Source organism: Alteromonas pelagimontana, assembly GCF_002499975.2.
In the GTDB taxonomy this organism is placed as follows: domain Bacteria; phylum Pseudomonadota; class Gammaproteobacteria; order Enterobacterales; family Alteromonadaceae; genus Alteromonas; species Alteromonas pelagimontana.
The window spans coordinates 3,703,894-3,722,110 of the sequence record NZ_CP052766.1; the positions used below are offsets into that span (position 1 = coordinate 3,703,894).

Annotated in this window: 17 protein-coding genes; 10 read left to right on the forward strand and 7 right to left on the reverse strand. The window is 46.5% G+C overall.

The genetic code is table 11. The features are described 5' to 3' along the window. Positions 1-251: 251 nt before the first annotated feature. The 3 genes from CA267_RS16345 to CA267_RS16355 all read left to right on the forward strand — a co-directional run bounded on the left by CA267_RS16345 (position 252) and on the right by CA267_RS16355 (position 1,779). On the forward strand, positions 252-632 hold the full coding sequence (locus tag CA267_RS16345) for a VOC family protein (RefSeq protein ID WP_075609798.1): 381 nt from the start codon (positions 252-254) through the stop codon (positions 630-632). Between the two features lie 104 nt (positions 633-736). Next, entirely contained in the window at positions 737-1,096 is a 360-nt protein-coding gene (locus CA267_RS16350; RefSeq protein ID WP_075609797.1) for a phasin-related domain-containing protein, read from the forward strand. 80 nt (positions 1,097-1,176) lie between these two features. Next, positions 1,177-1,779, forward strand: coding sequence for a superantigen-like protein SSL4 (locus CA267_RS16355; protein ID WP_075609796.1), 603 nt, complete (start codon positions 1,177-1,179; stop codon positions 1,777-1,779). A 444-nt stretch (positions 1,780-2,223) separates the two neighbouring features. On the opposite strand, the gene CA267_RS16360 is transcribed toward CA267_RS16355, so the two are convergent. Further along, positions 2,224-3,657, reverse strand: coding sequence for a hypothetical protein (locus CA267_RS16360; protein ID WP_075609795.1), 1,434 nt, complete (start codon positions 3,655-3,657; stop codon positions 2,224-2,226). A 1,151-nt stretch (positions 3,658-4,808) separates the two neighbouring features. Between CA267_RS16360 and CA267_RS16365 the strand changes: the two genes are divergently transcribed. Then, complete coding sequence (locus CA267_RS16365) at positions 4,809-6,746, forward strand: GNAT family N-acetyltransferase (RefSeq protein WP_075609794.1); 1,938 nt, start codon at positions 4,809-4,811, stop codon at positions 6,744-6,746. Positions 6,747-7,281: 535 nt separating this feature from the next. On the opposite strand, the gene CA267_RS16375 is transcribed toward CA267_RS16365, so the two are convergent. After that, entirely contained in the window at positions 7,282-7,887 is a 606-nt protein-coding gene (locus CA267_RS16375; RefSeq protein WP_075609793.1) for a TetR/AcrR family transcriptional regulator, read from the reverse strand. Between the two features lie 297 nt (positions 7,888-8,184). Between CA267_RS16375 and CA267_RS16380 the strand changes: the two genes are divergently transcribed. After that, entirely contained in the window at positions 8,185-10,221 is a 2,037-nt protein-coding gene (locus tag CA267_RS16380; RefSeq protein WP_075609792.1) for an NADPH-dependent 2,4-dienoyl-CoA reductase, read from the forward strand. Between the two features lie 75 nt (positions 10,222-10,296). Here the strand turns inward: CA267_RS16380 and CA267_RS16385 are convergent, their stop codons facing one another. From CA267_RS16385 to CA267_RS16405, 5 genes are all read right to left on the reverse strand, one after another. Further along, the gene (locus CA267_RS16385; protein WP_075609791.1) at positions 10,297-11,382 is read right to left on the reverse strand and encodes an alkene reductase; all 1,086 of its coding nucleotides are present in this window, start codon (positions 11,380-11,382) and stop codon (positions 10,297-10,299) included. A gap of 75 nt (positions 11,383-11,457) precedes the next feature. Beyond that, positions 11,458-12,018 carry a type 1 glutamine amidotransferase domain-containing protein gene (locus tag CA267_RS16390; protein ID WP_075609790.1) on the reverse strand — a complete coding sequence of 187 codons (561 nt, stop codon included), beginning with the start codon at positions 12,016-12,018 and terminating at the stop codon, positions 11,458-11,460. Positions 12,019-12,117: 99 nt separating this feature from the next. Then, the gene (locus CA267_RS16395) at positions 12,118-13,254 is read right to left on the reverse strand and encodes a retropepsin-like aspartic protease (RefSeq protein ID WP_075609789.1); all 1,137 of its coding nucleotides are present in this window, start codon (positions 13,252-13,254) and stop codon (positions 12,118-12,120) included. Continuing rightward, complete coding sequence (locus tag CA267_RS16400) at positions 13,251-13,703, reverse strand: acyl-CoA thioesterase (protein ID WP_075609788.1); 453 nt, start codon at positions 13,701-13,703, stop codon at positions 13,251-13,253. The genes CA267_RS16395 and CA267_RS16400 overlap by 4 nt, the downstream gene beginning before the upstream one ends. Then, entirely contained in the window at positions 13,696-14,403 is a 708-nt protein-coding gene (locus CA267_RS16405) for an FFLEELY motif protein (protein WP_075609787.1), read from the reverse strand. The genes CA267_RS16400 and CA267_RS16405 overlap by 8 nt, the downstream gene beginning before the upstream one ends. A gap of 130 nt (positions 14,404-14,533) precedes the next feature. Between CA267_RS16405 and CA267_RS16410 the strand changes: the two genes are divergently transcribed. The 5 genes from CA267_RS16410 (at position 14,534) to CA267_RS16430 (ending at position 18,207) form a co-directional block, all read left to right on the forward strand. Continuing rightward, positions 14,534-15,118 carry an elongation factor P hydroxylase gene (locus CA267_RS16410; RefSeq protein ID WP_075609786.1) on the forward strand — a complete coding sequence of 195 codons (585 nt, stop codon included), beginning with the start codon at positions 14,534-14,536 and terminating at the stop codon, positions 15,116-15,118. After that, complete coding sequence (locus tag CA267_RS16415; protein ID WP_075609785.1) at positions 15,115-16,248, forward strand: ATP-NAD kinase family protein; 1,134 nt, start codon at positions 15,115-15,117, stop codon at positions 16,246-16,248. Before CA267_RS16410 ends, CA267_RS16415 begins: the two co-directional genes overlap by 4 nt. Positions 16,249-16,257: 9 nt before the next feature. Further along, positions 16,258-16,557 carry a YfcL family protein gene (locus tag CA267_RS16420; protein ID WP_075609784.1) on the forward strand — a complete coding sequence of 100 codons (300 nt, stop codon included), beginning with the start codon at positions 16,258-16,260 and terminating at the stop codon, positions 16,555-16,557. 241 nt (positions 16,558-16,798) lie between these two features. Continuing rightward, complete coding sequence (locus tag CA267_RS16425) at positions 16,799-17,470, forward strand: FlgO family outer membrane protein (RefSeq protein ID WP_075609783.1); 672 nt, start codon at positions 16,799-16,801, stop codon at positions 17,468-17,470. Then, positions 17,467-18,207, forward strand: coding sequence for a FlgO family outer membrane protein (locus CA267_RS16430; protein WP_075609782.1), 741 nt, complete (start codon positions 17,467-17,469; stop codon positions 18,205-18,207). The genes CA267_RS16425 and CA267_RS16430 overlap by 4 nt, the downstream gene beginning before the upstream one ends. Positions 18,208-18,217: the final 10 nt, after the last annotated feature.

The following is an 18,217-nucleotide window of genomic DNA, read 5'->3' on the forward strand; positions in this document are numbered from 1 at the left end:
TTGGGCGCGGCTTTTTCAACCTTTGAGCTGCGCCAGTTGCGTTCAATTTAGCCCCACCAACCTTCACGAAACTGGCTTGTTAAAAGTTGAAAATTTCTAGCGCTGAGTGAGCACACACCAATGCGGATTATCTTTTCTTTGGGCGATATCTCTTATTACTCTGCAGATGAAAAAATATCTGCTATACATATTCATCTGGTCACCATCAGGTTGTTATACCAATTTCTGTAAGTCCGAACAGGAGAATCAAAATGCTCAACAACCCAATTGCGTGGTTTGAAATATATGTAGAAGATATGGCAAGAGCAAAAGCATTTTATCAGGCTGTACTTAGGGTAACGCTGGAACAGCTGTCTGATCCTACCGATGAACAGTTGGAGATGTGGGCTTTTCCCTCACAGATGGATCAATACGGGGCGGGCGGTTCGCTGGTGAAAATGGAACACTATCCGCCGGGAGGAAACAGTACAATTATTTACTTTTCATGTGAGGATTGTGCGATAGAAGAATCCCGGGTAGCCGCGGCAGGTGGTAGTGTAACTCGAGCTAAAATGTCGATAGGCGAATACGGTTTTATTTCATTAATTACCGATACAGAAGGTAATACTATTGGCCTGCATTCTATGGCCTGAATAAAAAGCGGCAACTATAAGCCGTTCCTGTTGTGGGTGTGCTTTGGGGTACATCATGTAAGCTTTAATAACCGACGAATTCCTCGTTAAAAGGATAAATCAGCATGATTAAGAACGATTCAGTTAAAAGTAAAATCAGCGAAGCTGAAGATTTTGCACGTAAGATCTGGCTTGCTGGGCTGGGGGCGTACGGGAAAAGTGTAGAGGAAGCCCAGGAACGGTACGAAAAATTCAGCGCTGATACCAGCAAGGCGTTTGATGATCTGGTTAAAAAAGGAGAAAACCTTGAGGACGACGCCAAAGCCAGATTTAAAGAAACCACAAATGAAGTTGAAAATCGTGTTAGTGAAGTGCGCCAGAAAATGGGTTTAGACGTAGATCATACAGATAAGAAAATAGAAGAATTGACCGCGAAGGTGGATGCTTTAACCGAGGCCGTGGCAAAATTGATAGCACGAAGTTGAGCTTGCGCTAAGGCTATCAACAAGCGGGCTATTCGGCCATCATTATTTTTGGATGTGCGTAAGCGCCAATTGGAGTCACTATGAAGCGAAATCATAAACCCGTTCCCTCTCTGTTTGAATGGATTGAAGCTGGCGCCGGTTTAGTCGGTGAACAAATATTCTTTTTATCGAAAACCGTTCTGGAACGTCTTGAACAAACCCAGGAGACCTTCGATGATCTGCAGCATCGAGGAACGCCAATTGATGCGAGACTGCGAGAACGCTTTAGTCCCGAACATGTTTTTAGTTCGGTACAGACGCTAGTTGCAGCAAACCCATTGTTTTCGTTAATGCCCAAGTTCCGGCGTCCGGCCCCCAGGCGTGAAGAACAACTGGCGTTACTATCTGCCAAGTTAGACATGCTGGTAGAGCAAGTCGCGTTGCTAGCTGCTAAACAGGCTTCAGAAAAGCAGCAGGCAAACGAAACGTCAACAGCTTCTACCTCCAATGAAAAATCGGCGAACGTAAAGAAAGACGGTTCGGCAGACAAGGAAAAACCGTCAGCGCCGACACCATCGGGTAAAACAGTATCACCGCAAACGGCTGTGGTTAAATCCCGCACCAATAAGGCTGCACCTTCTCCAGGGCCAACGACATCGCCATCTGCTAACTCGGAAAGAAAAACACCCAAGAAAGAAAGCTGATACCGGTCCGTATTGCTAACTGAACACTCAGCGAGAATGAAAGGTTCTTAGTACAGATACTTGAATGAAGGCATTTTAGCGATAAAGTGGGAGGGCGGGCCAAAAGCATGAATGAATAAAATTTCAGCAGTCTTGAGATATTGACAAAAATTTCTTATCCGAAATACCGTAAAATTTTCCCTGATGGCGCTGCTGGCGCATCCCTGCTCCAGAATTTGGGCTATTTCACTTATTGCATAGAACCACTCTCGCTCTCTTCTTGAAAGAGGGGTTCTTTCGAATTCGGTTAACGAAGACTACAAGCCTTTGAAAAGCGTCCTAAGGAAGGCTCAGCGGATGGTGCGTTGCCATTATTCCTGGGAAACATCCTATAGCTGCGCTTTATTTATAAACTGCCGGAGGCGTTCTGGGTGATTCGTTACCCTCAGGCAAGGCTAGGCATAACTAAAGCGATCGATTCCAAAGATTTTGATTCCGTTTATTTGAGAAGAACTCATTTGGCTCCCAAAGCGGAGGAACCAGATTGTCTATATCTTCGGAATTAAAATTATTTGATAGCTGACTCATGATCTCTATCAGGCGATCCTTCCCAACGCGCATAAGTTTTTGGCGATTGGCAGGAAAGAACAAATTACGGCTTTTACTGATTATCTCAGCGGTACCGGATGAAATATAAGTTAAGTTTCGCGATACGATACGGCACATAGGCTCAGCAGGATCTTTGGGGTTCAGTTGAGTAACGATGGCATATTCGTATTGATTTTTCTCCTGCCCACGCTCGTTGACCGGGATGAACGTAATACCAAAACCTTGGGGAAAGTAACCCACTATTTTGATGAATGCCTCAGCCAGGCGAGGGTTGAGTGCCCCTTTTTTCGCTAGTTGTTCTATCAACATATAACCTTTAGGCAAGCTTTTGCGGTCGTAATCTGCTTTGGTCGATAACACAATGGATACGTAGATCTGTGGGATCTTAAGTAATTCACCAATGCCGCTTTTAGAAACAAACGCATCTTTTACTAGTTGTTGGCGAAACTGATTCGCAATTTGGTGAGTCTTAAAAAACTGATCTCTTTCTGCTTTGTCGTTGCCGATATACGCCGGTAGTCCCAACCCTTGCTGTAAATACGACATTGTGTGGTGATAATTCAGCTTTAATAAAAGTTTACGCTGCGTTTCCTCAAGTAATCTAAATTCGTCCTGATCATTCTCTTTCCCGTTCAATATTAAAAGCGCATCAGGGTGTTGTAGACCAATATCCTGTAGAATTGCGCCGGTAATAAGGGGAATCGCTAATTCAGTTTGCCATTTTTCTTGCCAGAAATAATTGCCGCGGAAGCGATTCAACGATTCTCTATAGTGGGAAAGGTAGGGGTGACTGATGGATTCCTCTTCCAGTAATCTGTCCACTAAACGCAGCGTTAATACCGCTTTATATAAAGGTTTTAATCGCTGATGTAGACGCGCAAAATTACGTTCTGTTCCTTGCGTAATCAGCATAATCGTACCCAGAAACTTCGAGCTCAGCAGTTGGGTTTCTTCAAATGTATCGCCTTCACACAATTCCAGCAAACGTAAAGATACATCACGTAGCTTCGCTACCCGTTGCAGTCGTTCATCTTCCAGTTTCTTTTTTGTCGCTTTTAACTGATCTTTTAGATGTAAAAATGCCTCTTCCTTTTTTGTATTTTCCTGTAGCGCCCCTAGTTGCATTTTTAGCTCATGAGCGTGCGCTTCTAAAGACGGAGTCAGTGCGAAATAGCGGCGGGCGTCTTCATAGACAGAAGCCTGCTCAGGATCCTGCGGATGCACCATTTCGATGAGTTGCTTGACTTGCTGCGTATAGATGTTGTCAGGATTTTCGTATTTCTTGTTCACTGTTACCCTTAAGCGCCGGTGACACTCACCGCGCTTTGATAAAAATTTTATTTATTGTCGGATGTTAGAGTGATGCGCAGTATTTTGCGCTACTGCAAATATGTTCACTACAGGCTGTAAATCTGCCGCATTGTTACAGCCGCAGATAATACCTTAATGTTTCGCTGAATACGGTATTTCTTTCTATAACATCACGTGGCAAAGAGGCGGCGCCTGGCTGCTTTTGACAGAGCGTAAACTCTTTATACCGATCCGTTGTGATAGTGGCTCATTAAGAATGCAACTAATAACTTAGGTGCTGTTATGCTTCGCGTCGCCGTCTACTCTAGAAAGGCGACACCATTGAGCATTAACTACTGGGCATTCGTGCTCAGACGTTCGTCTAAAAACTCAGCTATTGTTTGCAAGCTGATCGCGAGTTCTTCGTTACCAGCGGTATTATACTGATCCTCTATCTCTGAGCTGAGCAAACATCACTGACAATTCGTACCACTATAGGATTAGCAATTGTATTTGCAAGTGAAGGCGGCTACATTTCGCGAAAAGAAAAGGATCTGCACCTATCGCTGATCAGGGAATATATAAAGCGGCGCTATCGTGAACTCGCACTTTTAGCATTTGCTTAAAATATTCACGTTCTTTCCAGCAAGCGACGTCAAGATGCGCTGTAGTTACAGCCAAAAAAGGGAGGATGGCAAACATTGATTATTGGTGGCGCCGTCAGTAGCCTGTCAATCACCATACCTTATCATAGTAGCAATTGTTGTCTGTATGGAATGCCGGGAAAATCCGGTTGAAGTATTGCTGCTGATATTGGTTCAGGCGACTTCCATTACACTTAAAGAAAAGCAAGCACTGTCAGATGTGTGTCAAACCGAAGGACAATAATTTGCAGCTAAAGACTACCGAGCACCTGATGCCAGTTAAGCGGGAAGGGAGCGGCATCACGCCGTCATGTCAGTATAATCAGTCTTTTTTAAACTGGGCGAAGAAGCTCAGCACCTTTCTGAATAGCCGCTCCTGATGGTCGTTCTCTTACCACGCCTGACGCTAGCAGCAGAAACTATCCCACGAGCCCGTAGCGAAATGACGTGGCTCCCTACAGTAAATCTAAGCTATCGAAGTGGCAGAGAATGGCGTGATACCCACTGATGGGGATATCGCTGTCGTTACTCGACAAGTCATTTTGGCTAGCTGACTCGGCTTCTAATCCAAAACACGTGGCATGTCTGCAAAAACTTGAGATGCCTGCATTAGCAGAGGGATCTGAGTATGTAAAACAACTTGTTGACGACGTTCGCACGTTTGCCACTGGCACGCCACCGTTTAACTGCACCGTAAGGACGTTCCTGGGCTATCCGCTGGATTTGCAGCCGGTTAAGTCCCTGAACATGAATTATCATGTTCAGCTTCATAGAGTGGCCGATGTGGATGATGATGGCGCATTGAATGCCTTCGTTGCCACACTTCATGAAACCAGGCTAGACCACGCGAAGCCACTCTGGCAATACCACTTTATCTTTGATGATCAGTCGGCTCGCTTTGCTATTTATGCCAGGGTTCATCATATGTATGGTGATGGTGCCACATTAGTGAAGTGGTTTCAGTGTGGCTATTCCTCCAACCCGAAAAACTGCGGCTTTGTGCCGCTTTGGGCGTTAACGCATTTGTGGAATCCGGTTCACCGGCAAAAGCGCCAACCAGGTTTTTGTCAGCGGCTCTGGGGTAATATAAAAGTTGGGACACAATTGCTTATTATCCTTATCCGGCTACTGCTAAAAATTTTCCGTATTTTTCCAAACTATATGCCCGCACCTTTTAGCGGCTCGCAAACCTTACTTACCGGACAGGTGCAAAAGGGACGTACGGTTGCTACCGCAGATATAGATGTTAACCGAATATCAAGGCTGAGCAGGCTCACCGGTGCTTCGGCTAATGAAGTGCTGTTGTGTGTATTTGATATTGGCGTGCATCGCCTATTGCACCAATATGGTCAGGTGTTTGAGAAAGCCTTGATTTCCAACATGCCGATCAATTTGCGCGAAGCAGGAGAGCAAACAACGGGAAATCGGATTGCTATCGTTCCAGTACAATTGGCTCATGGCGAGCAAAATCCGTATTTGCGTTTGCAGCAAATCAAAGTTAATCACCGTATTGTAAAGCAGGCAGTTCAAGACGCCAGCGCCGAAGCTTTCAGCGCTTACACTATTCTCATTCAGGCCAGTGCTTTGGTCGGCGAATTACTCCGACTTTCCAACTGGATTAAGCCTATTGCCAATATGCTGGTGTCAAACATTCCCGGGCCGAGCGACACCCGTTATTTTAAAGACAGTAAATTATTATCCTGCTATCCCATTTCCACAATAACCCCAGGTGGCGGCGTCAATATTACGTTGATGACCTACGCAGGCAAAGCCAATATCGGAATGGTGTGCTGCAATAAATATGTGAAGTCATTACAACCTCTGGCCGATCATTTTACTGAAGCCTTTGCTGCGCTGGAAAAAGCAGTTGACAACGCAGAGGTGAATGTCAAAGATATCAGCAAAAATGTCCCGGATTTCACCCCCGCCGTTGTTAACAAAAAACGACCAGTATCAGGATGTTATATGGAAATAGCTATAGAACTACTGGAAAGCCAGGATGTCATTCAGCTTCTGGAAGAACACCTGGATGATATGCGAAAAACGTCGCCGCCAGAAAGTGTGCACGCTCTGGATATTGTTGGCTTGCAACATGCTTCGGTTACGTTTTGGACAGCACGCGCTGAAGGTAGGCTTCTGGGTTGCATTGCCTTAAAAGAGTTAACGCCTGCCCACGGTGAAATTAAATCTATGCGAACGGCAATAACCGCTAGAAAAAGAGGCGTAGCGTCGGCTTTGTTGCAACATGTCATCCACACAGCTAAAGCACGCGGTTACGCAACCATAAGTTTGGAAACCGGATCCATGGACTTTTTTGCTCCCGCCAGAGCTCTTTACACCCGCTACGGCTTTACCTACTGTTCACCGTTTGGCAATTATCGGGAAGATCCCAATAGTCGCTTTATGACTTTGTCATTACAGGATCAGCAAAAGGACTTTGCCTAAAACCAGAATTTTAGCTCGCTCTTTTCTACTGGTACGTGTTTACCTTTTAGCGAAACATGTATTCCCTCCAAAGCTCTTATTCAATGTGTAATGTGAGGGGAGTGTGGCGAGCTCATCTTTAAATGCCGCCGAACAAATACAGGCTAAAATAGCGAATGAGCGGGTCTGCTGCGCCGAGTGCCCTGCTTACAACCGCTAGCCTTGGAAAGCAGCTTGTTAATTAGAAAGCGGGTATCTTTTATTCGCCCATATTCATCGTTAATTAATTGCTAATCAATTCGATACTTGTAACCTTAATATTTGAAAGAAGCACCGGTGCGGTCTGTTCATTATAATCCGACAGCGCATCATTTCTGATAGAGAATGAGCGCAATAGACAAAGTTGTCAGCACGTTTGAATTCCACACTGGCCTACGCCCTACGCACCGCTTACTAGTGTATTCTAGCGTGGTATTTGCTTCCAGAGCGGCAATAACGTTCACTATAAGCCGGGTCTGTCGTGCGACTGTAAAAAACGGTGGGAAAACGTTGTGACTTATTTTCGCTGTTGCATAAACAGGTCGGCTGCGCAATTGCACATGTCTTCGATATGCTCGCTTTGGGCATAAATACCGTCAATAACCAGTCTTGCGATCCCATGTAACGTGCCCCAAGTCACCTGCGCCAGACGCAGTGCTTCCTGATTGGAGGGTAACAGGTTGTGCTTTTGCCATAAGCGCGTCATCTCAACCTGATATTGGAAACTAGGAAATGCTACGGATTTTAAATCCTCTGTTGCGTTTCCCTGTTGCCAGATCGTTCTGCCAAACATGAGTTCATACATTTGCGGGTGGGTAGCCGCATAATTAATGTATTGATAAATAAACTGTCGAAAACGCTGCTCTGGTGGCACGGCTGCTTCTTCAATAATGCGCTTTGCTGACGCTAACCAGTCTTGAAAGCCTTTGGCGGCAACGGCGCTCAGTAACGCGTTTTTGTTTTCAAAATGATGGTACGGCGCGGTGCGCGATACCCCAATATCGTCAGCGAGTTTACGAAGCGAGAGCCCTTCTATACCTTGATTTTCCAGACGCGCAGTCGCCGCACTGACTAACGTAGCGCGAAGATCACCGTGGTGGTAGGGCAGTGTCGCGGATTTCATGACAACCTCAGATATTATGTGATGAATATGATGATAAATCTTGACACCGTCAACATAGCTTCTTATCTTGACGGTGTCTAGTTCAATATTACAGTAACGATTCGTACTAATGGTGTCAGAAAAATATTCGTTTCAGATATAGCACCGAATTTCACTACCGCTGCGCATTGCCGATTGAACGCGCGGCTTGGTTTTAATAGCTTATAAGCATTAAACATGCTGCTGGGCGGTATATTTGCCTGCAGCCTTATCTGATGCAAAGTGCGACTCAGGCAATCACTACAATCAGGATTCATCATGACAGCCACCACAGACCACCCCACATACCCGCACTTGTTTCGCCCGCTGGATCTCGGTTTTACGCAGTTGAAGAACCGGGTAGTGATGGGATCGATGCACACCGGTTTGGAAGAAGTTCCTGACGGGCATAAGCATATGGCTGCATTTTACGCCGAGCGCGCGAAAGGGGGCGTGGGGCTAATTGTTACCGGCGGCATTGGACCAAACGAAGAAGGCTCGACGCATCCTATGACGCGCCGACTGGATTCTGATGAAGCCGTTATGCAGCATAAAGAAGTTACCGATGCGGTGCATGCCGCTGATGGAAAAATATGTATGCAGATCCTGCACACCGGGCGCTATGCGTACAACAAAAGTCTTGTGGCTCCGTCAGCCATTCAAGCGCCGATTAATCGCTTTGTTCCAAAAGCTCTGACAGGTGAGGAGATAGAAAAGCAAATTCAGGATTTCGTTTTTGCCGCTAAACAGGCGCAGCGCGCTGGCTACGACGGCGTGGAAATAATGGGCTCTGAAGGATATTTCCTTAATCAGTTCATTGCTAAAAGAACCAATCATCGTGACGACAGCTGGGGCGGTGACTATGACAATCGCATCCGCCTGCCAATTGAAGTTGTAAGCCGTGTACGCGACGCCGTGGGATCGCATTTTATTCTAATTTATCGTCTTTCAATGCTGGATCTGGTTGAAGGAGGCTCAAGCTATGATGAGGTAGTGAAACTTGGTAGAGCAATCGAACAGGCTGGTGCTACCATTATTAACACCGGAATTGGCTGGCACGAAGCCCGCATTCCTACCATTGCTACCAAGGTGCCACGGGCGGCGTTTACCTGGGTCACTGCAAAGTTTCGCAAGGCACTATCTATTCCGGTAATCACCTCTAACCGAATTAATATGCCCGATGTCGCCGAAGAAGTGTTAGCAAGAGGTGACGCCGATATGGTTTCTATGGCTCGTCCGTTTCTGGCTGATCCTGAGTTTATGCGCAAAGCCCAGGAAGGGCGTGCCGACGAAATAAACACCTGTATTGGCTGTAATCAAGCGTGTCTGGATCATATCTTTAATGGCAAGTTAACGAGCTGTCTGGTTAATCCGAGAGCTTGCCATGAGCTGGAATTAGTCGTTCATCCTGCCGCTACGCGTAAAAGAATTGCTGTTGTAGGCGCCGGGCCAGCTGGGTTGGCAGCGGCTGTTACCGCTGCGCAACGTGGGCACGCGGTAACCCTATTTGATAGTGACAAAGAAATTGGCGGCCAGTTTAATATCGCTAAACAAATACCTGGCAAGGAAGAGTTTTACGAAACATTGCGCTATTTCGCCAGACAGTTATCGTTACAGAAAGTAACAGTAAAGTTGAATACACCTGTGACTACGGCCATGCTGCAAGATGCCGATTTCGACCATGTTATTGTGGCCACCGGAATTGTGCCTAGAATGCCGCCAATAAAGGGCATCGAACACCCGAAAGTTATGTCTTACTTAGACGTGCTGAAATTTAAGAAGCCAGTGGGTCGTAAAGTAGCCATTATTGGCGCCGGTGGTATTGGATTTGATACTGCTGAGTATCTGTCACACGGTGAGCTCACGCCGAGTCTGGATATTCCCGTTTTTATGAAAGAGTGGGGTATTGATATGACATTTTCTGCTCGTGCTGGTGTGGAAGGTATGACTGCACAACCAGAACCCTCATCTCGCGAAATTTATCTGTTGCAACGCAAATCCACTAAAGTTGGCGCTGGTCTGGGGAAAACGACAGGTTGGGCACATCGAGCAGGTCTGCTAAAAAAAGGAGTGCAGATGCTTGCCTCAGTGGAATACCACCAAATTGATGACGATGGATTGCATGTTACAGTGGAAGGGGAAAACAGAATTCTGGCGGTAGATAATGTCATCATCTGCGCCGGTCAGGAGCCTATGCAGTCACTCACTGAGGGGCTGTCGGTTCCTTATAATGTGATTGGCGGTGCAGATGAGGCTGTGGAACTTGATGCAAAACGGGCAATTGACCAGGGCACACGTTTGGCCGCATCCCTTTAATATCAATTATTTTTTGTCAGGTAGAAAGGCGGAAATTCCTGCCTTTCTACCTGGATCAACCACTCAACGCTCATATCAGCGCTCGTTTAGAAAAGGATAATCGGTGTAACCTTTTTCTTCGCCTTGATAAAAGGTATCAGGGTCTGGTTCGTTGAGTTCGGCACCAAGTGCAAAACGTTCGACCAAATCTGGATTGGCGATGTAAGGGCGACCATACGCGACGGCGTCTGCGTAACCCGATTCTACTGCCCGTTGACCATTTAAATAATCGTACTCGCCGTTGGCAATATAAAAACCTTGCCATACATTGCGCAAACTTTCCTGAATTTTTAGATCCCGGTTACTTATCCCCATGGTGGGGAATTTTTCCACCATATGCAAGTAAGCGAGATGGTAGTTGTTCAGCATATTAATAGCATAAGTAAAGGTATTGAGTGGGTCACTGTCGGCAATATCATTTTGATTCCCCACAGGTGACAGCCGCACGCCGACCTGAGATGGTTCCCACACAGTCAGTACTGCTTCGGTGACTTCACTCAGTAACCGACAGCGATTTTCCAGTGAGCCGCCGTATTCATCATCTCGATGATTGGTTTTGTCCCGGATAAACTGATCGATTAGATAGCCGTTAGCAGAGTGAATTTCTACGCCATCAAAATGTGCTTCCTTAGCGTATGCCGCGGCTTTACGAAAATCTTCTACCGTTGACTTTATTTCTTCGACTGTCATGGCTTTAGGCATAGAAGCAGGTTGCTTTTTGCCATCAAAAAAAACTTCAACATCCGGTTTTACTGCTGACGGCGCAAGCGGAGCATTGCCGTTGGGTTGAAAATGCGTATGGCTGATGCGTCCAACATGCCATAACTGTAAAAATATTTTGCCTCCTTTGGCATGTACCGCATCGGTGATTTCGCGCCACTTCTGTACATGTTCTGCGGCATAAATACCGGGAGTGCGAATGTAGCCTTTGCCAACCGGATTAATTTGGGTAGCTTCAGCAATAATAAGGCCTGAGGAGGCGCGCTGCGCATAGTATTCGATAGCCATGTCTGCGGGCACATCCGATTCATCATCGGCCCGGCTTCGAGTAAGCGGTGCCATGAAAATTCGGTTACGTGTTTCTACGTTGCCTACCATAGCTGGAGAAAATAAATCCGACATGATTGTCCTGTTTGCTGAAAAAGAAAAGGGGAAGGGAACCAGCGAAGTACCACTGGCCCCAAAACAGAAATACGATTAAGCAGTTTGGCGGTCGTGTTTACCTTCACGAAGCTCTTCAATAACTTTCGCATTAAACGCAGCTAAATCATCCGGTTTTCTACTGGTGGTTAGCCCTTGATCCACCACGACTTCTTCGTCAACCCAGTTGCCTCCAGCGTTAATAACATCGGTTTTGATGCTAGGGAACGATGTGACTTTACGGCCTTTAAGTACATCGGCTTCTACCAACATCCACGGCCCGTGGCAAATTGCTGAAACCGGCTTATGCTGATCAAAAAAGTCCCGCACAAATTTTACTGCCTGTTTATTGGTGCGTAATGTATCAGGGTTGGCGACGCCTCCTGGCAGAATAAGCCCATTGTAATCGCTTGCCGATACGCTATCGACAGTTTTGTCTACCGGAAATTTATCGCCTTTTTCATCATGGTTCATGCCTTGGATTTCGCCAGACTTCAATGAAACAATTTCCACTTCCGCGCCTTCGTCTTTCACTGCTTTCATTGGCTCGGTCAATTCAACTTGTTCAAAACCGTCAGTGACAAGAATAGCGACTTTTTTGCCTGTTAATTTACCCATAGATAGTTTCTCCTCGGTGATAAATGTGCTACTTGCTACGTGGCAGAAACTGAGAAAGTTTGTTTACAAACATTAAATTTAACGGCGACAGAAAAACAATCAGAGCGGGCGCAGCATGAGTATTTTGCCCTGTTGATCAATACGAAAATCAAACTGCTTTAAGATGTTCATTCCCAGTAAACCTTGCGCACCACTGATAGCATCAACAGGCAGTACCAGCACGCTGACGTCCTTCAGCCGATACGGGCCAATTTCTAAAGAAGAGAGTTGTACTAACGGGGCGCGAATTTTTCCCGCGGCGGTATTTACATCAAAAACACCCACGAAATCCACATGAGCGCGATTTTTTATATCAGCGAAAAGTTGGCTGGAAACCGCTGTCGTGCTGGCTCCAGTATCAATCAGCAGGGGAACCGGCAAGTCAGTCACTTTTACCTCAACGATAAAATGATCGCCTGCGCGGGTAAGAGGGATTTGCGTTACAGCATCAGGTTTAGCATTGGCGGGAGGAGCCGAATCAGTGTCTCCCGTGGCGGACGGAAGTTCAGTTTCGTCCTGAACCCTTTTCCGAATGGCGCTTGCCTGATAGTCATTAGGTGGAAGAGAAGCCAAAACATCTTCCATTAACGTCAGTTTATTTTGCCTGGCGTAGGCATCAGCCAGGGCAACGATGATGCTGCGATCCTGAGGCATAAGCTGAAAAAGAGGTTCAAGAAAACGCGCCAGAAGATCCCACGCCCTGTCTTTTTTTAGTTGCTCAATAGCGTTTTGCATTAACGTCGAAATCCTGTTTTCAATGTCGCCGCGAGTAGAAGGGGGAAGAGATAAATCGAGTAAGCTATAATAGTGAATAATTGCATCACTTAACGGTTGGGTTTTGGCAATAATATCAGCTTCAAGCAGCAACAATTCGATATCATCTGGTGTAAGACGAAGACGTTCATTAATTGCTGTAGCGGCTTGGGCAAATTCGCCGTTGCGGATCCAGCTTTTTATGCGGCTGAGTTCTTGCGCATCTTCGCTTTTGTCCTCTGCGGCAGTGTTTTCGGGACCTGGTGGTGAATCAGGAGCAACTGCGGAAATATTTATGTTTGCTGATCTTACAGGTGTGGCAGGTGCTGCTGTTGCCGAATCTGGCACAGCAGAAGCTGCTTTATGATTTGAAGACCAATACCAGACATTAAGTGACAACGATATTATCAACAGCAGACTCAATACTGCAACTGCCGTTTTCATTCGTTTTCCTGAACACAAGCTTTGCCATAGATTGAGCGGAATTCCGCAGGCATCCGCTTTGGCTTACCGCTAGCCAAACTGACACATATAAATTGTGTGCGGGCAGTAAATACGGTTTTATTGCGGCGTTGACAAATAAACTGAAATTGCCGCGTCAATGAGACCGCCCGATCACATTTCACAATCCAGGTGGCACAGCGCAACGAGTCTCCCAGATGACAAGGAAGAAGGTAGTCCAACTCATGCCGGCGTATTACCATCCCTCGATCCAGCGCAACATAGTGGTCGAAGTGTAAGCCGAGATGTTTGGAATGCGCCCACGCCAGTGATTCTACCTGGCTAACATACGCAACATTATTGACATGCTGATAATGATCAATATGCGTCTCGCCAATAGTCCAGTCTTGAACAAACGGTGCCGGATGAAACCAGAGTTGAGGGCTACACATGAGGAACCGGGTTTTCCTTCGTCAAATCGCGCTTTGGGTCGAATAGTTGTAGCATCAACTCATGCTCTCGTGCAATGACTGGTTGCATGAAACTTTCTATATTACCCATTGTTTTAAATACCATAAAGCCTCTTTCAAGGAATCCATGTAACGATTGAAGACCGGCAACGTGCGCTGGTCGTTTAGCTAGCTTTAATAATGTGTCGATACCGAAAATATTGGCTACGCTGCTCAGCTCCCGCCCCATACTTGCCACTAATAAAATCTGCCTTTCCCGGTCCGGCTGGCGACCCAGGGTAAGATAAGCTTCAGCATAGCTGTCTCTGGTTAATGGAGCAGAAGCCAAGTGTTGAACCATCTGCATATCCAGCTCAAAAGACAAAGCATTGAGCGCTAGCGCGTCGTCCAGTGCCTGCATGGCGTTGGCTGGAAGAATATTTGCGAATTTGGGAATGACTCTGGCGAGATCAGCATCCCGCTGGCTGAAATCCTGAGGGCCGTACAGTTCTTCTACAAAAAAATTCATCGCCCGCTGATATTTTTCCTGTTGTGCAAGTTCGCTATGCGTCGCTAATAAACGCTGGCACTGCCAATTCTGCAACGCATGGATTTGCTTAAGCAAGCCAGTTTTTTCAGCTGATTCCCGCAGCGCATTAACTGAGTGGATATGCCGCACCAATGACTGTTCTGACTGCCCCACATTAACCCTCCTGATCTAACGCTCCTGAAATCCAGTGCGAGATTTTTGTAGCTATCATAGCTGAGCAAGACGAATTTTGGTAAACTTTGCCACTTTCAGTGCCCATACTTTGCAATTCACAAAGAGTCGTATGTTGAATGTTAACTCAGTTGATAACCCAGTCGAACAGCCCTGTCTTGATGTTGATCCAGAAGTAGATACACTTATCGATTTGTTCAACCAGACATTTTACCCCCGGTTTAATACCAAACTGACAAGAGGAAAATCTGAGCCAATTTATCTTCCCGCTGATGATACTACGCCTCACTGTCGAATTGTTTTCGCGCATGGGTTTTTCTCCAGTGCGTTACACGAAATAGCCCATTGGTGTATTGCCGGCGCCAAGCGCCGAGAATTGGAAGATTATGGCTACTGGTATTGCCCGGATGGACGTAATAGCGAGCAGCAGCGCGCGTTTGAACAAGCAGAAGTTAAACCTCAGGCAATTGAATGGGCTTTTACCCTGGCTTTGGGCAGGAAATTTAGCGTAAGTACCGATAATCTAAACGGCGCTGAGCCGGATAGAAAAGGCTTTACCCTTGCAGTTGAAAAGCAATTACTAACCTATATTGGAACCAGCTTTCCACCGAGAGCGGCAATGTTTATTGAGGTACTGCAACAACATTTTCGGACCTCTCAATTATGTTCACGGACCATTTACAGAGAAGCGATATGACAGAGAAAAAGCCACTTCGCCTTGGCGTTCTGGTAAATCCTTTCGCCGGAATTGGTGGTGCGCTGGCACTAAAAGGCAGTGATGGTGCTAAAATTCGTGAAAAGGCATTAGCACAGGGTGCCCAAAAGCTGGCTAAGGATAAAATGACAAAAGCACTTACCGTGCTAGCTGAATCTGAAGCGGCTGTGCAGATAAAAACGGTCGCGGGCGAAATGGGCGCAGATAGCTGCGACCAATCAGGCTTGCCCTTTGAAGTCATTTTTACACCAGCAAACAAGCAAACTGAAGCACAGGATACTGAACAGGCTGCTCGGCTTCTTATCGACAGTGGGATTGATGTACTGCTCTTTGCTGGTGGCGACGGCACTGCCCGCAACATATGCAACGCTGTTCGCGATAAGGTGCCAGTGCTTGGAGTACCGGCTGGTTGTAAAATCCATTCCGGTGTGTACGCAGTAACGCCAAGTGCGGCAGGGCAGGTGGTAGCGCTGATGGCAAAAGGTGAGCTTGTAAGTGAAATGGAAGGTGAAGTGCGTGACATTGACGAAGACGCCTTTCGGGCGGGAAAAGTACTTGCTCGCCATTTTGGCGACATGCGAGTTCCCGCTGAACTTTCGTACATACAAGCAGTGAAAATGGGCGGCCGCGAACATGAAGAACTGGTTATTGCTGACATTGTTGCGCATGTTCTTGAAGTAATGGAAGATTTACCTGAAGCCATGTTTGTGATGGGATCCGGTACCACTGTCGCCGCTATCATGGAACATTTAGCATTACCCAATACGCTGTTAGGCGTCGACATTATAAAAAATGGCGAACTTGTTGCCAGTGATGTCACTGCGCAAACGCTGCTTTCACTTACTCAAACGGCACCTACCAAATTGGTGATTACAGTGATAGGCGGACAAGGGCACATCCTTGGACGAGGCAATCAACAACTAAGCCCTGCTTTTTTACATCGAATCGGCAAAGAAAATATGTTGGTGATAGCAACTAAACAAAAGCTTCAGCAACTGGAAGGTCGGCCACTGCGCCTGGACTCCGGTGACAGCGAATTGGATGCGCTGCTTGCTGGACATTTACAAGTGATCACAGGCTATCACGATAAAGTTTTATACCCAGTGGTGTAGGAGAAAATAATGCAACCAGAACCCGCTGCAGACTCGGAATTTATTGATGCAGTGACCCACATTGAATCGCGGTTAGACGGCGTAGTGGATCACGGTAACGATGATGAATTATTTTTGGCCAGTTATCTGCAAGGGCATTTTGCTGTCATTGCTCGAAAACAGGAAATGGATGCTCAGGCAACCGTTGCGACTTTACACACTGAAATGCAGCAAAGCCTTGACGCCGCTTTTGCCAGAGGTGAGCTTGAGATTGTCGATCAGCAACGGGTTGTTGCGCTTTGGCAAAAACTGGTTAGGGAGGCGCGCTAACGTTTGTTGCAAAAACTTCCGCCTAAGAACATTAACGAAAGCGGCAATTTTCTGGCACTTTTTTGCCGCCTGGCGCTGCTTTTTCTTGCCGGAATTTGCGGGGTCCGCCGTGTGAAGGCCTCTGTTGGGCAGGGCCTGGAGCACTTAACGGCAATTTAATCGCTACATCTTCCTCTTTGGTGCGATTATTGCTGCAGTGCTGATCTAAGACATTTACAACTGCGCCATTTACGGTATCACCATGAACTCTCTGAGCTATTATCTTCTGTCTGTAAAAAACCACTGGTCAGCTAGCGGTATGGCGTTTATTTGCCTGATAGCTTTATTCACTACCGGTTGCGCATCGGAGCCAGAACAAAACGGGCAATATCGTTCAAACGAGTCAGTGCCGCCATTGGGGAATGTGGAATATCATACTTTTATTCTGGCAAATGAACTGTTCGCAAATTTGCGCCCGATTCCGCAAGCTCGATATGCCGTAGTGGGCTTTGTGCCGGCTGATTCAATGGAATATAACGCAAAAGATCAAAACCCACTGATGTTGCTGGGTCATCAGTTAGAACAGGGAATGATTACAGAAGCGACAAAACGCGGCTTCACGACTCAAGAATTCAAGCTTACTAACGATATATTAATGGGAGACCGTGCAGATCGTGTGCTTTCCCGAAATCTTGAACAGTTAGCTGATATCGACCGCGTGGATTACTTTATTACCGGTACGCTGGTACATCAGCAGGCTGGTGCCATTGTAAATGCGCGGGTAATTAACGCCAAAAGTAAAGATGTGGTGGCGGCTGCCACACGCTTTTTCCCTGCCGAACTATTTTGGGAACGCGAACAGGTAACCAGTCGTCAGGGCCGTCTTTATAGAACGGAAGAAACCAGAGCAGAAGAAAAGGGTAACGATATATGAAGTCTCCGCTGAAGATGGTGCTAATTGCTTTGTCGGTTATAGTGTCGGCAACCTCTTGTTCCTCTGTAGATGAAGATGCCGTTGCCAAAACACCGAATAGTCGCCGCGCAATGAACGTAATCGACGTCATGGCGTCGGACCGTGAAGCGCCCATGGCCAAAGTTACAGAAGATAAAGACACACGACGTAGCGCGGGGCAGATATTTTTTCGTTCCGGCGATCAGGGCGTTTATAAAGGCCCTCTGTTAGATAAAGACATCAGCGATTATGTAAAAAATCTGGCCCAGGATCTAATCGCCAATATGGAACAAGTCTCTGAGCAGACGCCAGTGGCAATTACCACCTTCGCCTTGTTGGATTCGGATTTGCAGCAAACGAATTTGCTGGGTCAGCAAATGTCTGAGTCGTTTATGCACGAGCTACACAAATTCCGTATTCCCGTTGTAGATTTTAAAGCTACAACTTACATTCGCGTCACGGAGTCGGGCGATTTTTTATTATCGCGGGATTATCTGGAGCTAAACAACGAGCTACCGGTAGAATACGTACTCACTGGCACGCTGGCTAAACATCAGGGGGGCGTGATGGTGAACGCCAGAATTCTCGGCCTCGAGAACCGTCGCGTAATGGCCAGTGCGCAAACGTTTATTCCTTTTTATGTTGTCGATGCGTTAATTCCCAGTAACGGCAGCGTGGAAAGTGAAAATTCAGACAGCATAAAACTTAGCAGAGGGTAAATATTAAACC

What these genes read in the sequence shown, in the direction of transcription:
- CA267_RS16345 (WP_075609798.1), top strand. Translation starts at nt 252, where the DNA reads ATGCTCAACAACCCAATTGCGTGGTTTGAAATATATGTAGAAGATATG.
- CA267_RS16350 (WP_075609797.1), top strand. Translation starts at nt 737, where the DNA reads ATGATTAAGAACGATTCAGTTAAAAGTAAAATCAGCGAAGCTGAAGAT.
- CA267_RS16355 (WP_075609796.1), top strand. Translation starts at nt 1,177, where the DNA reads ATGAAGCGAAATCATAAACCCGTTCCCTCTCTGTTTGAATGGATTGAA.
- CA267_RS16365 (WP_075609794.1), top strand. Translation starts at nt 4,809, where the DNA reads ATGGGGATATCGCTGTCGTTACTCGACAAGTCATTTTGGCTAGCTGAC.
- CA267_RS16375 (WP_075609793.1), bottom strand. Translation starts at nt 7,887, where the DNA reads ATGAAATCCGCGACACTGCCCTACCACCACGGTGATCTTCGCGCTACG.
- CA267_RS16380 (WP_075609792.1), top strand. Translation starts at nt 8,185, where the DNA reads ATGACAGCCACCACAGACCACCCCACATACCCGCACTTGTTTCGCCCG.
- CA267_RS16385 (WP_075609791.1), bottom strand. Translation starts at nt 11,382, where the DNA reads ATGTCGGATTTATTTTCTCCAGCTATGGTAGGCAACGTAGAAACACGT.
- CA267_RS16390 (WP_075609790.1), bottom strand. Translation starts at nt 12,018, where the DNA reads ATGGGTAAATTAACAGGCAAAAAAGTCGCTATTCTTGTCACTGACGGT.
- CA267_RS16395 (WP_075609789.1), bottom strand. Translation starts at nt 13,254, where the DNA reads ATGAAAACGGCAGTTGCAGTATTGAGTCTGCTGTTGATAATATCGTTG.
- CA267_RS16400 (WP_075609788.1), bottom strand. Translation starts at nt 13,703, where the DNA reads ATGTGTAGCCCTCAACTCTGGTTTCATCCGGCACCGTTTGTTCAAGAC.
- CA267_RS16410 (WP_075609786.1), top strand. Translation starts at nt 14,534, where the DNA reads ATGTTGAATGTTAACTCAGTTGATAACCCAGTCGAACAGCCCTGTCTT.
- CA267_RS16415 (WP_075609785.1), top strand. Translation starts at nt 15,115, where the DNA reads ATGACAGAGAAAAAGCCACTTCGCCTTGGCGTTCTGGTAAATCCTTTC.
- CA267_RS16420 (WP_075609784.1), top strand. Translation starts at nt 16,258, where the DNA reads ATGCAACCAGAACCCGCTGCAGACTCGGAATTTATTGATGCAGTGACC.
- CA267_RS16425 (WP_075609783.1), top strand. Translation starts at nt 16,799, where the DNA reads ATGAACTCTCTGAGCTATTATCTTCTGTCTGTAAAAAACCACTGGTCA.
- CA267_RS16430 (WP_075609782.1), top strand. Translation starts at nt 17,467, where the DNA reads ATGAAGTCTCCGCTGAAGATGGTGCTAATTGCTTTGTCGGTTATAGTG.